The 13,816-nt window shown below is 67.0% G+C and carries 15 protein-coding genes; 13 read left to right on the top strand and 2 right to left on the bottom strand.

Features of this window, described 5'->3' with window-relative positions:
• Nucleotides 1–1,021 (top strand): MinD/ParA family protein (locus A9X03_RS23215; RefSeq protein ID WP_369831408.1); only part of this gene is annotated, 1,021 nt, incomplete at its 5' end.
• Here the strand turns inward: A9X03_RS23215 and sigI are convergent.
• Nucleotides 1,018–1,896, bottom strand: coding sequence for an RNA polymerase sigma factor SigI (gene sigI / locus A9X03_RS23210; RefSeq protein ID WP_067754726.1), 879 nt, complete (start codon nucleotides 1,894–1,896; stop codon nucleotides 1,018–1,020). The two genes, A9X03_RS23215 and sigI, sit on opposite strands and share 4 nt — an antisense overlap.
• A 114-nt stretch (nucleotides 1,897–2,010) precedes the next feature.
• Here sigI and A9X03_RS23205 point away from each other — a divergent pair, with 114 nt between their 5' ends.
• Both A9X03_RS23205 and A9X03_RS23200 read left to right on the top strand, forming a co-directional pair.
• Nucleotides 2,011–2,853 (top strand): NAD(P)H-binding protein, encoded by an 843-nt coding sequence (locus A9X03_RS23205; protein ID WP_068017130.1) that lies wholly within the window; start codon nucleotides 2,011–2,013, stop codon nucleotides 2,851–2,853.
• A 10-nt stretch (nucleotides 2,854–2,863) separates the two neighbouring features.
• On the top strand, nucleotides 2,864–3,304 hold the full coding sequence (locus A9X03_RS23200; protein WP_067754720.1) for a nitroreductase family deazaflavin-dependent oxidoreductase: 441 nt from the start codon (nucleotides 2,864–2,866) through the stop codon (nucleotides 3,302–3,304).
• Between the two features lie 96 nt (nucleotides 3,305–3,400).
• Here A9X03_RS23200 and A9X03_RS23195 read toward each other — a convergent pair whose 3' ends face one another.
• On the bottom strand, nucleotides 3,401–3,682 hold the full coding sequence (locus A9X03_RS23195) for a WhiB family transcriptional regulator (protein ID WP_067754717.1): 282 nt from the start codon (nucleotides 3,680–3,682) through the stop codon (nucleotides 3,401–3,403).
• Between A9X03_RS23195 and A9X03_RS29455 the strand changes: the two genes are divergently transcribed.
• The 10 genes from A9X03_RS29455 to eccA form a co-directional block, all read left to right on the top strand.
• On the top strand, nucleotides 3,681–3,851 hold the full coding sequence (locus A9X03_RS29455; RefSeq protein WP_156746643.1) for a hypothetical protein: 171 nt from the start codon (nucleotides 3,681–3,683) through the stop codon (nucleotides 3,849–3,851). The two genes, A9X03_RS23195 and A9X03_RS29455, sit on opposite strands and share 2 nt — an antisense overlap.
• 335 nt (nucleotides 3,852–4,186) lie before the next feature.
• Nucleotides 4,187–5,266, top strand: a complete 1,080-nt coding sequence (locus tag A9X03_RS23190; protein WP_068263227.1) for an FHA domain-containing protein — start codon at nucleotides 4,187–4,189, stop codon at nucleotides 5,264–5,266.
• Nucleotides 5,267–5,445: 179 nt separating this feature from the next.
• Nucleotides 5,446–6,828, top strand: coding sequence for an EspA/EspE family type VII secretion system effector (locus A9X03_RS23185; protein WP_067754703.1), 1,383 nt, complete (start codon nucleotides 5,446–5,448; stop codon nucleotides 6,826–6,828).
• Between the two features lie 76 nt (nucleotides 6,829–6,904).
• Nucleotides 6,905–7,219 (top strand): ESX-1 secretion-associated protein, encoded by a 315-nt coding sequence (locus A9X03_RS23180; RefSeq protein WP_067754700.1) that lies wholly within the window; start codon nucleotides 6,905–6,907, stop codon nucleotides 7,217–7,219.
• Between the two features lie 244 nt (nucleotides 7,220–7,463).
• Nucleotides 7,464–8,660, top strand: coding sequence for an EspA/EspE family type VII secretion system effector (locus tag A9X03_RS23175; protein WP_156670098.1), 1,197 nt, complete (start codon nucleotides 7,464–7,466; stop codon nucleotides 8,658–8,660).
• Nucleotides 8,661–9,040: 380 nt separating this feature from the next.
• Nucleotides 9,041–10,306 carry an EspA/EspE family type VII secretion system effector gene (locus A9X03_RS23170; RefSeq protein WP_067754685.1) on the top strand — a complete coding sequence of 422 codons (1,266 nt, stop codon included), beginning with the start codon at nucleotides 9,041–9,043 and terminating at the stop codon, nucleotides 10,304–10,306.
• Nucleotides 10,307–10,380: 74 nt separating this feature from the next.
• Nucleotides 10,381–10,695: an ESX-1 secretion-associated protein gene (locus tag A9X03_RS23165; RefSeq protein WP_068017139.1), complete on the top strand. Its 315-nt coding sequence runs from the start codon at nucleotides 10,381–10,383 to the stop codon at nucleotides 10,693–10,695.
• A 2-nt stretch (nucleotides 10,696–10,697) separates the two neighbouring features.
• On the top strand, nucleotides 10,698–11,534 hold the full coding sequence (locus A9X03_RS23160) for an ESX secretion-associated protein EspG (RefSeq protein WP_068263224.1): 837 nt from the start codon (nucleotides 10,698–10,700) through the stop codon (nucleotides 11,532–11,534).
• Between the two features lie 34 nt (nucleotides 11,535–11,568).
• Nucleotides 11,569–12,168 (top strand): hypothetical protein, encoded by a 600-nt coding sequence (locus tag A9X03_RS23155; protein WP_067754676.1) that lies wholly within the window; start codon nucleotides 11,569–11,571, stop codon nucleotides 12,166–12,168.
• Nucleotides 12,165–13,816: type VII secretion AAA-ATPase EccA (gene eccA / locus A9X03_RS23150; RefSeq protein ID WP_068263221.1), on the top strand; the 1,652-nt coding region annotated here is incomplete at its 3' end. The genes A9X03_RS23155 and eccA, both read left to right, overlap by 4 nt.

Raw genomic sequence — 13,816 nt, 5'->3', positions numbered from 1 at the left:
GGCGCCCCACCCGCCACACCGGACCGCCGGGATCCGGGCGGCTGTGACGGAAATTGCAAACCCGAAACAGCACGTCGGCGCGGCATCGGCGCCCGTCACACCCAAGCCGGCCCCGACGGCCATCGACGCGGTGCCCGACCGCGGTTGGCGTCGTGTCCTCCGGCTGGTCACTTTCGGCCTCGTCAACCTCGGCCCTTCGCCGGCGCAGCAGCAGGACGCGCAGTTCGAGGCGACCATCCGCACCCGCCTGCACGGGAACTACAAGGTCGGTGTCCTCGGCAAGGGTGGAGTGGGAAAGACATCGGTGGCCGCCAGCGTCGGATCGCTGTTCGCCGAGCTCCGGCGGCAGGATCACACGGTGGCGATCGACGCCGACACGGCATTCGGCCGCCTCAGCAGCCGAATCGATCCGGCGACTACCGGCTCGTTCTGGGAACTGACCGCCGACAAGAACCTGCAGTCCTTCGGCGATGTGGTTGCCCGCGTGGGACGTAACTCCGTTGGCCTCTATGTCCTCGGCGGCGAGCCGGCGTCGGGTCCGCGCCGCGTGCTCGACGCCGCGATCTACCGGGAGGCCGCGTTGCGCCTGGACCGGCACTTCGCGATCTCGGTCATCGACTGCGGTTCGACGATGGACGCGCCGGTCACCCAGGAGGTGCTGCGCGACTTGGACGCGCTGATCGTGGTCTCCTCGCCGTGGGCCGACGGGGCGTCCGCCGCCGCCAGGACCATGGAGTGGCTGGTCGACCAGGGCTTCGACACTCTGCTGCAGAGCACAGTCGTGGTGCTCAACGATTCCGACGGGCACGCCGACAAACGGACGCGGGCGCAGCTGGCCCGGGAGTTCACCGACCACGGCCGGCCGGTGATCGAGGTCCCCTTCGACCCGCACCTGCGGCCGGGCGGCGTCATCGATGTGAGCCGCGAAATGTCGGCCGCCACGCGGCGGAAGTTCCTGGAGCTCACCGCGACAATCGCCGGCTACTTCGCGGCCCGGCCCGAGAACCAGCGGCCGGGCTAGGCCTGCTCGGCGACCTCGCCCGCCCGTGCGGACGGGTCGGCGATCGCCTCGAGCTTCGCCACCTTCGACCCGCGGATCGTCAGCACGATGACGGCAAACAGCCGGCGGTGGCTGAACGCCAGCAGCACCGGTTGCCCGACGGGACCGCTGACCAGCGTGACGTCGGGCCACAGGTACCGCAGCAGGTTGGTGGCCACCGCGTCCGGCCCGTGATTGATCTGCGGGGGCGGCGCCGGGTCGGCGAGGATCGTGCCCACGCCCCACACCGTCGGATCCAGCACGGCGGCCAACGCGCCAAGGTCACCGTTGGCGCACGCGGTGATGAATTTTTCGGTGACGAGCTGATGCTCGCTCGATGCCACCACGTTCGTTGTAGGCTGAGCGGCAACGAATTTCGCCCGTGCACGGCGCGCCAGCTGCCGACACGTACCGACCGGGCGGCCTACCGTTTCGGAGATCGAGTCGAACGGGACGCCGAACACGTCGTGCAGCACGAAGGCGACCCGCTCCCCCGGACTGAGCCGGCGCAACACCTCGAGCAACGCGGCGCGGATCTCGTCGTCGAGAGTGACCCGGTCAGCCGGATCGGAGCGCTGCGGCGTGGGCCGCTCTCCGACCTCGCCCGGGCGTTCGTAACGAGCGCGGGCCGAGCGCACCTGGTCGAGGCAAAGTCGGCTGGCCACCACCGTCAGCCAGCCCCGAACGTCCTCGATCTCACCCGCCTCGACCCTCGACAACCGCAGAAAGGCCTCCTGCGCAATATCTTCCGCATCCCCGATGTCGCCGAGCATTTGGTAGGCGAGGTTGACAAGATAGGGACGGTGACGACGCCAGGCGTCGGCGACCTGGTCGCTCGCTGATTGCGGCTGGTTCATGCCTCTTCGACGATCTGCTGCGGCAAAAAGTTACGGGATCTGCGTTTGTAACTTTCCCACCTTCCGCCCCGTCCTTTTAGCACCGCAGAAAAATCAGCAGAGAGGAACCATCCCATGACGATCGTGGTAACCGGCGCGACCGGTAACGTCGGGCGACCCCTTGTCACCGCGCTTGTGGCCGCTGGAGCGCCGGTCCGGGCGGTCACCCGCGCGCCGGATAGAGCCGGGCTTCCCCCCGGCGTCGAACTGGTGGGCTCGGCGGCCGACGCGTTACCCGGCGCGTCGGCGGTGTTTCTCAACTCCAGGGCGCTGGGTGCCGACCTGAACGAGGTGGTGGAGTTGTGCGTGCGCGCCGGCGTCACCAGGCTGGTGGCGCTTTCGGCCATCAACGCCGATGACGACTTCGCCCGGCAACCGTCCCGCTTCCGCGGAGACCGCAATAAAGAGGTGGAGCAGCTGGCCGTTGACTCCGGCGCGGAATGGGTGAGCCTGCGGCCCAGCGTTTTCGCGACCAACTTCGCCGGCATGTGGTCCGCGCAGCTGCGCGCCGGCGACGTGGTCTACGGTCCGTACGCTTCGGCTTCGGTGGCGCCCATTGTCGAGACCGACATCGCCGAGGTGGCGGCGCGGGCGCTGCTCACCGACGAGTTGGTGGGACAGCGGATCCCGCTGACCGGTCCGCAGGCCTTCACCAATTCGGAACTGGTCGAGGCCATCGGTGCCGTCCTGGGTCGACAGTTGCGCTATTGCGAGATACCGAATGATGCTGTGCGCCAGCGGTTTATCGGATTAGGCTTTCCGGCAGCCTTCGGCGATGCCTATATCGCCATGCTCGCCGCTACGCTCGACACGCCCGCGCTGGTCACCCATGACGTCGAGAAGATCCTCGGGCGGGCGGCGACCCCGTTCGCCCAGTGGGTCGCCGACCATCGCGACGTCTTCTCCGCCATTGGTTGAGGAGCCCGACATGTCCGAACTGCGCCCACCGCGCTACCTCAAGCCCATGAACAAGGTGATGATGGCGGTCCAACGGCTGGGGATTCCCACCGGTCCGGCCATGGTGTTGACGGTGCCCGGCCGCAAGTCCGGTCGGCCCCGCAGCACGCCGATGACGCCGTTCGAATTCCGGGGCGACCTGTACGTGGTGGCCGGCTATCCCGGCGCCGACTGGGCGGCGAACGCACGGGCGGCGGGCACCGGCAGGCTCAGCCGGGGCCGACGGTCACAGCAGGTCCGGATCGTCGAACTCTCCGCCGCCCAGGCGCGGCCGGTGTTGCGGGAATTCCCGGTCAAGGTCCCGGTCGGTGTGGCATTCGCGAAGCGATCCGGGATGGTGCGTGATGGAACGGCTGACGAATTCGAAGCACTGGCGGGGCGGCTCGCCGTCTTCAGGTTCGAGCCGACTTAACGGCCGGCGCCTGTTGTGAAGTCCCAGAGGGAAAGCGGTGCAACGGTTTCCGTCGGGACCCGTCGCCGACCCGAAGTGGGCGGCCATGGCAGGAGGCTAGGCCGACTTCGCGGTCTCGCGCACGGGGTACCCGTTGCGCTCGGCCAGGGATCGCAATTGACGCAGCGCGAATGCGCGGGGGCGCCCCCCTTCGGGGATCACCACGCCGGCCCACAGGCCCTCCGCGCCGGCCGACTCGACCGCTTCCCGCGCGCACATCCAACGCCGGGGGCACGCACGGCACGCGGCGATGGCCTCGGCGTCCGGGGCGGTGGTCCAACGGTCGGGGTCCTGCGTGCAGGCGCCGAGCGGGATGTTGAACAAAGGTGTTGCGGTCATGGCGATGGTTCCTTCTGAAGCGTTGCGTTCTGCTCATCTGCTTCGCAACGATATAGGACTAACCGCTGCATTGCAACAGTTTGGCTTCGGTATCGCATCGCTTCGTTCGGACGTTTCGCTTCAGCGGCCGGCCCAGTGGGGCGGCGTGACCGGATGGAAAGCCTTTTAAACTGGCTATTTGCGTCGTTACGGCCACTTTTCATCAACAGAACGGGACGGTTACGTAACCGTAGCGTTTGGGCTCGCTTCGGCTCTTCGCCGACAAAGGAGCGTTCGGATGGGAGGCACGAAACCGTAGCGCTCCACGCGCGATCCATGGAGGTCCCCGCGCGCGGATCGCCACAAGATGACGTCCTTGTCGCGTCGGCATAGCGTTCCGACGGTGCGGCTCCGAAACTGTGATTCGAAACGTAGCGGCATGCGATGGAATTTGACGGGTGCGACGGTTAGGATTGCAGGCGGCGGAAGGCCCGCCCAGCTGCCTCGATCGAGGAACCACCGCAGATGCCCCGCACCGAGTCGAGTACCGATCTCGCCGTCCTGGTCATCCATAGCGGTGCGACGTCGCACGAAATCGAGCCCGGTCGGGGCGTAGTCACCATTGGCCAGGACCCGCAGGACGACGTGCGGATCGAGCAGATCTCCGCGGAGCATCTGCACGCCGAACCCGTGGACGGTTCGTGGCGGATCGTGGACAAGGGACCGGACGGCATGTTCGTCGACGGACACCGCATGAGCTCGGTGACGGTGACGGACAAAACGACGGTCCGGCTCGGCGATCCCAGCTCGGGCGAAGTTCTCACGTTCGAGATCGTCACCGGTGGACGGCCCGAACAGAAGTCCGATGGCGTCGAGCCGGATCCGGGGATGGCCCGCGCGGGCGCGGCCGCCGCCGCGCGCCGTCGGGAACTGGGCATCAGCCAGCGCAGCCTGGCGGCCGACGGGATCATCAATGCCGGCGCCCTCATCGCGTTCGAAAAGGGCCGCAGTTGGCCGCGGGAGCGCACCCAGGCCAAGCTCGAGCAGGTGTTGCAGTGGCCCGCCGGGACCATCGCGCGGATCCGCCGCGGACAGCCCGACGCCGGCGAAGAGATCCCACCGGCGGTCGCTACCGGCACCACCAAAACCTCGACCGAGGCCCCGCAGTCCGATGCCCCGGCCTCGCTGATCGCGCAGGCGATCGTCGCCGCCGTGGACGGTTGCGGCCTGGCCATCGCGGCATTGCCGTCGCCCGACGACCCGGAGTTCACCGAGCGCGCGACGCCGATCCTTGCCGATCTCCGGCAACTCGAGGCGATCGCGGTGCGCGCCACCCGCATCAGCCGGATCACGCCCGAACTGATCAAAGCCCTGAGTACGGTTCGGCGCCACTACGACGAGCTGATGACGCGCGGTGCGACCGCCCCGGGCGCCCCGCTGGCACAACGCCTCTACGCGGCCCGGCGGCGGGCGAACCTTTCTCCCGCGGAGACCGCCGAGGCGGCCGGGGTGACCGAAGAAATGATCGTGCGGGCGGAGGCCGACGAGGCGGTGCCAGCCGAAGTCGCCGACGCGATCGAAACGCTGATCGGCCATATTCACTGAGCGCGGCGGCGCACCCGCCCCAACGTTCACAATCTCTCCTTTTCACCGCGCTGTGGAAGCCGTTGCCTTTCCCAAAAATTCGTGCACGGGCGCCAGTCAGAGCGCGTTACGCTAAACGGGCGGTTAATGCGCGGTACGCGCAATCAACACGCGGAAGGCTCAAACCGGAGGACCCACTTATGTCTGTTTTCATTCAAGCCGCGAGGATCCTTGGCTCCTTGGCCGGATTAGGTCAGCAAGCCGCCGGCGTAGGCCTAGGCGTCACTGGCGGCTCGGAATTCAGCACCGAATATATTGCCGGCGCCGCGACCAGCGGGGGTGCCGACTTCGGGTCCCTGGCGATGGTGGGTGTTCAGAAGGGCATCACTAAATACATCAGCGGAATGAGCCCGGCTCAGAAAATGATCATGGCCAACCGTATGGGCGGCGCCAGCGGCATGAAGACCTTCAAACAGAGCCTCAGCATCATCTCCATCACCCTGACCATTGTTGAGCTCATGGAGCTGACGATCGGGTTCGGACCGCCAACCGAAGGCAGTGAGCTGAACACCGGATCCCAGCAGTTCACCCTGCTCGCCGAACAGCTGAAGCTCGCCCTTCCGGACTCCGGCTGGGAGGGTTCGGGGTCGGAAGCGTATGCCGAGCTTGACGTAACCCTGGAGACCATGGCGCAGTCGATGGCCACCCTGGACTCCCAACTGGCATCACTGGTGAAGGATCAGGCCGAATGGGTCAACCACGCGCGCTTGGGCTTTGGGATCTTGAAGGACATCCTGCTGGCCGCAATCATCATTGAATTGATCATCACGTTTGCGGTGCCCGCCCCGGCCGGTCCCATCGCGGCGAAAGCCTTCGCCATTGCGGTGGCCATTGGTGGGCTCAGTGTTGCCTCCACCTTCCTCGGCACCTTGACCTACTTCTCGGTGGAAAACGGGAAGAAGGCGGAGACCTTGGCCGGCGATTACTCGGCCCTGGCCGCCGGCACCGTGCAAACGGGGTCGGACGCCAAGGCCAAGAAGCTCACGTCGGAAGAGACCACGGTTTCCAGCTTTGCCGCCATCTCCGACAGCATGTCCGGGCCGTCGGCGCTGTCAGCCACACCGCCCGCTGCCGCACCGGCCGGCGCGGCCAGGGGCTCGGACGACGAGCGGGCCCCGCTGGCCGCTCAGATGGGCGCGAGTGAATCACCGGCCTACGGCGCATCTCAAACATCGGATACGACGTCACCGGATGCGACGACGCCGTCCGCGCCCACGACCACCATGCCCACCGTGGCCCAGTTGTCCGCGATGTCGGGCCAGGCCGCGAAGGTCTCCAGCCAACTGTCGCAGCCCGCGCAACTCACCAGCCAGGCAATGGGACAACTGCAGCAGATGATCCAGACCTCCCAGCAAGGCCAAGGCGCGGCGGCGCCGGCCGAAGGCGCCGGGGCCGAGGAGGCCGCGTTCCAGGGTGAGGTCGAGGGCGCCGGTGCCGGCTTTGGTGCGGCGGGCGCCGAGCGTGCGCCCGTGGAGGTCGCCGCGGCCGGCACAGAGCGGACGCAAGCACCGAACCCGGCCTAGGCCATCCCCGACAACCGACGATCAAAATCGTTGCACCAGAACCCTTAAGAGACTGAGCACCCGAGGAGCACGAATCATGGCCGATGTAACCGTCAACTCATCCCATCTCGACAGGCTGGCAACGGCGCAGGATCAAGCGTCGACGCAGGCGGCAACCGCAGCCTCGGCGGCGTCGGGCCTGGAAACCGATGTCTGGGTGAGCCACGGCGTGGTCAGCTGGTACTCGAACCTGGCGTTCACCAAGGCCGCGGATGCACGCAAGAGCACGGGCGACGCCATGAGCAAGGCGTCCACGGAACTCTCCGACAAGCTACGCACCGCCAAGAGGGTCTACGCCAGCACGGACGAGCAAGCGGGCAAGAACATCGACAAGCAAGTACTCGAGGGCTGATCACGCCTGAATCGGCAACTGCCGCAGCCGATTCCGCGTGCCGCAGGTCCGTTGGGTGCTAAGCTCTGGTGCGACCAACCGCTCGCCCGGCAGCGCACTGTTGACCTGAGGACCACAATTGGCTGTATCGATACTCGCCGACGCGGCTCGGCTCCTGGTCAACCTGGGTAGCCTCGGCCAGAACTTCACCGGCGTCGACAGCCCCGGTTTCAGCGGTGAGTATCTCGCGGCGAGTGTGACCAGCATGAGCGCAGACGGGTTGGCCGGTGGGGCCGCACTCGCCAAGTTGGGCGGCCTCGACGGGCTGACCCGGATTCGTTTCGAGGGTGGGAGCGTCAAGGTCCCGTCGGTGCCCGGCAGTAAGCAGTCCCTCAAGACGGCGGGCAGCCTGATCCTGTGGGCCCTCACGGTCGTCGAGCTGATGGAGCTGACGACCGGATTCGGACCGCCGGTCGAAGGTGACGACCTCAGAAACGGATCGCAGCAATTCAGTGCGTTGTCGGCGCAGCTGAAATCGGCTCTTCCGGACGACGACGGTTGGGCGGGGACGGCATCGGTAGCCTATGCGGGCCTCGACACGACCCTGGGGAACCTGGCGCAGACGATGGCTGAACTGGACCTCGAGCTGGCAGCTCTGGTGAAGGACCAGGCCGAATGGGTGACCCACATGCGCTTGGGTTTCGGCATATTGAAGGACCTGCTATTCGCGTGCTACATCGTCGAGCTGATCATTCGGTTCGCGCCTCCGCCACTCGGGCCGGCGGTGTCGCAAGGCTTCGCAATCACCGTTTCCGGACTTGGGATCGCGACCGCCGTGGGATTCCTTGCCACGTTGACCACCTACTCGGTCCTGAACGGCAAGCAGGCGGAGAGCTTGGCCGGCCGATACTCGGCCTTGGCATCCGGGACGGTACAGGAGGGTTCGCCGGCCGACGCGAAGTCGGCGACCGCCACTGAGTCGACGGTTTCCGGTTTTGCCGACGTCTCCGCCAGCATGCCGGGAACGTCGGCTTTTTCGGCGACGCCCACCGTGGCTGCGTTGGCCAGGCTGGCGCCGACGGACGGGGCGTCGGCGGAAGACCTTGCCGTACTGGACGCTTTGAGCGCGGACGCGCCGGCCTACGCCTCGCCGGCCCCCGAGACACCGGGCGCACCGCCAATCACGCCGCCCACCGTGGCCCAGGTCGCTCAGGCATCGGCGCAAGCCGCGAAGGTCTCGGGGCAGGCGTCCCAACACATGAACGTTCCCAACCAGACGATCGGGCAAGCACAGCAGCTCGCGCAGACGAGCCGGCAGGGCCAGCCAGACGAAGAAACCGCGCCGTCGGACGACGCGGCTGCCGGGGCGGCGCCCGGCGCGCAGGGCGCCGAGCGCGCACCAGTTGACCTTGCCACGGCGGAGCCGGACGAGGGATCGGGTCGGCACGCCCGCGTCCGTTGACGGAGCCTCGGCAACGAAGTCCGGGCGCGACGAAGTAATACATCAATCGATCCGCCGGCTCGTGGCAGGGCTGTGTTGGCCGTCGAGCGCTGGCACCCGCGTCGAGAGAGATCCCGAAAAACGCGCAGCCGAATTCGGGAACGGTGTGGAGTCGCTCCTCCGGATGAACTCGGGATGACGCCGCGGCGCCGGTGGCGTCCCGTTGTTCTCCGGGCGTCAACCCTCCCTTAATGTTTCTGCGGAATTAACCGGTTGTTGGCCGAATCCTTTGTGCGCCCAGAAAATTCGTGCAGCGGGGCCCTGTCTGGCGGCGTTAGGCTCAACCCACCTCCTCAACATGAGTCCAACATCGGTCACCAACCGCGAAGGGATACACCGCCGTGAGTCGTCTCGCAGGTATTCACGATCTGGCCTACTGCTTCACGCGGCTGCAGGCGGGCGGTGGCGCCGCGTATTCCGGGGATTGGGTTGGTTTGGGGGCGAATCTGGGGGCGCTCGCCGGCAAAGCGATGTGGTACGGACGGAACCAGATCAAGGTGCTCGCAGACGCGTTGAAGACGTCCGGTACGAAGGTGCTCCCAACGCCGACGGCCATCGTCGACGTGGCGATGGTCGCCATCTCGGCGGTCGACCTGCTCAATGGATTCTGGACCCCGGACAAGGGCGCCTCCTTCACCAGCGGTGCGGACAAGTACGAAACCGTCTACCTCTACCTCGCTGAGGCCGCGCCCGACTCACGCGACTGGAGCGGCGACGCGGCGAAGGCGTACGCCGACGCGACCGCCGCACTGCAGGCCCTCGTGCAAACGATGCAGGATCTGGACAAGAAGATGCAGACGCTGATGGCGAACCAGGGCTCGGAGGTCGCCAAGGCGCACAACTGCATCGCTGTGACGCTGCTGGGCTTGGTGATCGCCCAGGGCATCGCGCTGGCCATGTATCTGATCCCGGTGGTCGGTCCCGAAATCTCGTGTGCATGGCAGATAATCGCCGCCTTCGCGGCATGCGCCACCGTCTTCAGCTTCGAGATGATGACACTGGCCAACTCCATGTCCCTCTCGCACGAGATCCACGCCACCGCACTCCTTTACGGCGAGGTGGCCGAGAAAGCGATCCCCAACAGCTCGTTCGCGCGGATCGAGGTCACCGGAGCCGAGGAGGCCACGGTCGGCAGCTTCAAGGCGATCTCCGACAGCATGTCCGGGATGTCGGCATTCTCCGGCACACCCACCGTCGCCTCGCTGGCCAGCAGGGCCCCGGCGGCCGGCGATTCCCGCGAGGAACGCGGCGTCCTCACCGCGCTCCAGAGCGACGGCGCGACTCCCGTCGAGACGATCGCCGAGACCACGGCGACGGTGCCCACCCTCAGTCAGGTGACTCAAGCATCCGGGCAACTCGCACAGATGTCCGGCCAGGTTGCCCAGCCGATGAGCTTCGTCAACCAAATGATGGGCCAAGTGCAACAACTCGCCTCGACCGGTCAGCAGCGCCAGGCGGCCCCGCCGCCCGCCGAGGAGGCCGCTCCGTCAGAGGCCGCCGCGGCCGGGAACGGCGATGGGGCGGCGTTGGGCACGACGGGCGCGGGGCGCGCGCCCATCGACCAAACGATGGCCGTCCAGGAAGTGGCGGCGCCGGGTCGGCTTTAGCCGTCGCCAGTGCCGCAGAAACCGGTACGCGTCAACGCAATAGCGAGTAAAAATATCCGTTGAGGAGATTACCCATGGCAACGTTGAACGTCGACGAAAAGTATCTCGAGGAATTGGCGACGAAACAGGTCCAAGCGGCCACTAAGGCAGAAGAGGCGGCCACCGCTGCCGGCAATACGGAAACGGCGGTATGGGTGACGCATGGGGTAATCAGCGGCGCCTCCAACAGCGCTTTTGTCACCGCGGAGAAACAACGCAGGGGTGCGGGTCAAAACATTAGGCAGCACGCCTCTGATCTCGCCGCGAAGTTACGCGTCGCCAAGCAAACGTATGCGGGCGTCGACGAGGACTTGAGCAGGAACCTCGACAAGCAAATGCTCGACGGCTGATCATGTCCGGTCCCCTCACTACCGGTCTTGCGGGCCTCGACGATGTCGTCGGGGTGGAGGTGACCGTCGATGGCATGTTGGTGATCGCCGACCGATTGCACCTCGTCGATTTCCCCACGGCACTCGGAATCCGGCCGAACATCCCGCAAGAGGAATTGCGGGACCTCGTCTGGAACCAGGTGCAGCGCGACCTCACCGCGCAGGGGGTGCTCGACCACCAGGGGCGGCCACACCCGGCGGTGGCGACGATGGTCGACACGATCAGCAGGCCCGACCGCAGCCTGGAGTGCCGATGGTGGCGCCGCGATCTCGGCGGCACCATGGTCCGCTTTGCCGTGTGCCGCAAGGGCGAACGTCACGTCATCGCCGCCCGGGACGGCGACCTGGTGGTACTGCAGCTGGTGGCCCCGCAGGTCGGCCTGGCGGGGATGGTGACCACGGTGCTCGGCCCCGCGACACCGGCCAACGTCGAACCGCTGACCGGGGTGGCCGCCGAACTGGCGGCGTGCACCACTGCCGCCCAGCTTGTCCAGCACGGCGCCGCACCCGCCTCGGCCCGCGTCTATGCCGAGATCATCGGCGATCCGAGCAGCTGGGTGGAGATCATCGCCGGCCAGCGCCACCCCGGGGGCACGTCCACGCATACCGACGTCGCCGCCGGAGTCCTCGACTCCATCCACGGCAGGTTGGTGTCGCTTCCCCGCCGTGTCGGCGGCGAGCTCTACGGCAGCTTCCTGTCCGGTACCCAAGAAAACTTGCAGCGCACGCTGGACGGCCTCATGGAGTTCCTGCCGGCGGGCGCTTGGTTCGACCGCGTCGAAGCCTCCTACGGCGGCTGACCCCAGCCCGATTCACGATCAGAAAGAAGGAACCATGCCGCAGTACGACGACCACGACGATCTGGCCGCCCTGGACTTCTCGGCCGTCGAATCCGGTTCCGACACGCTCGAGGAATCGGACGCGCTGGACTTCTCGGCCCCCGCCGACGACGACGAGGAGTCGGCCGTCGACGCGCTGCACGACTATGCGCCCACCGAACCCGTGGATTCCGACACCGACCTCGCCGCGATCGAGTCGCAGACCGACGCGACTTCGGAGGCTGCCGGGGACGCAGAGGAAGCCCCCCAGGAGTTCACGGTGACCAATCCCCCCGAGACGGTCACCGTCTCGGCACTCATGGACGGTCGGACCCAGCGCGTCGAGCTGTCGGCGAAAGTGACGAGCATGAGCGAGGCCGAACTCGCCGACGAAATCCTCGTCATCGCGGACCTGGCCCGGCAGAAGGGCCTGGCCGCCCAGCACAGCTATCTGCTGGAGGACGACTCCCTGTCGGAGACGATGCGCGAGATGGGGGTCGACGGCGGTGACGTCGTGCGGGACTTCATGGAAAACGGCATCGGTCTGATCACGCCGGAGCAGGCGGCCGCGGCGCAGGCGGAAGTGTTCGCCACGCGGTACGCGACCGATAAATGACCGAGCACCTGGCCGGCCTGTTCGAAAGCGCGGTCGGCATGCTGCCCGTCTCGGAGGCGCGGGCGCTCGAGCTGTTCACCGAGATCACCAACTACGACGAGTCCGCCTGCGACGCATGGATTGGCCGCATCCGCTGCGGCGATACCGAACGGGTGACGCTGTTTCGCGCCTGGTATTCGCGCACGCACTTCGGACAGTTGGCCGGATCCGCCCAGATCTCGATGAACGCCGTGGGCGCCCGGCTCCCGATCGGCGGCCTGTACGGGGACATCACCTACCCGGCCAATTCACCGTTGGCGATCACCATGGGCTTCGCCGTAAGCGAAGCGGCGCAAGGTAATTACGCCGACGCCATGGAGGCGGTCGAGGACACGCCCACCACCGGCGCCGAACACCTGCTGTCCTGGGTCAAGGCGGTGATCTACGGCGAGGCGGGGCGCTGGACCGAGGTGATCGATGAAGTCAGGGGCGCGAGCAGGTGGCCTGACGAATTCCTGGCGGCCGCCGCCGGGGTCGCGCACGGTGTCGCCGCAGCCAACCTCGGCCTGTTCACCGAAGCGGAACGCCGGCTCACCGAGGCCAACGCCTCGCCGGCCGGGGAGGCGTGCGCTCGCGCCATCGCGTGGTATTTGGCCATGACCCGCCGCAGCCAGGGAAACGAAGAGGCCGCGGTGGCGCTTCTGGAATGGCTGCAGACCACCCATCCGGAACCCAAAGTGACAGCGGCGCTGAAGGATCCGTCATACCGGCTGACGACCACCAGCGCCGAGCAGATTTCCGCGCGCACCGATCCGTGGGACGCGAATACCGTCGTGGCCGACACCTCGGGCCGCGACAAACTCCTCGCGGAGGCCGAGGCCGAGCTGGAGCGGCAGATCGGGCTCACCCGAGTCAAAGAACAGGTCGAGCGCTACCGCGCCGCCACCCAGATGGCGCGGGTTCGCGCCGCCCGCGGCATGAAGGTCGCCCAGCCGAGCAAGCACATGATCTTCACCGGACCGCCGGGTACCGGCAAGACGACCATCGCCAGGGTGGTGGCCAACATCCTCGCCGGCCTCGGGGTCATTCCCGAACCGAAGCTCGTCGAGACCGCGCGCAAGGATTTCGTCGCCGAGTACGAAGGCCAGTCGGCGGTCAAGAGCACCAAGACGATCGATCGCGCACTCGGGGGTGTGCTGTTCATCGACGAGGCCTACGCGCTGGTGCAGGAGCGGGACGGACGCACCGACCCGTTCGGCCAAGAGGCGCTGGACACGTTGCTGGCGCGGATGGAGAACGACCGCGACCGGCTCGTGGTGATCATCGCCGGCTACAGCTCGGACATCGATCGGCTGCTCGAGACCAACGAGGGCCTGCGGTCCCGTTTCGCCACCCGGATCGAATTCGACTCCTACTCACCGGAGGAGATCCTCGAGATCGCGAAAGTCATTGCGGCCGCAAACGACTCGGCGCTGAGCTCGGAGGCGGCAGACAATCTGCTGCAGGCCGCGAAGTTGCTCAGCCAGCAGACGGTGCGCGGCAAAGCCGCGCTCGACATCGCCGGCAACGGTCGCTACGCGCGCCAGCTGGTGGAGGCCGGCGAGCAATACCGCGACATCCGGCTCACCCGGTCCGTCGACTTCGAATCCCTCGACGAGGACCGCCTGCG

The sequence above is a fragment of the Mycobacterium sp. E1715 genome (assembly GCF_001667625.1).
In the GTDB taxonomy this organism is placed as follows: domain Bacteria; phylum Actinomycetota; class Actinomycetes; order Mycobacteriales; family Mycobacteriaceae; genus Mycobacterium.
Note: the sequence above shows the minus strand (reverse complement) of the source record. Positions and strands in the feature narration are given on the sequence as shown.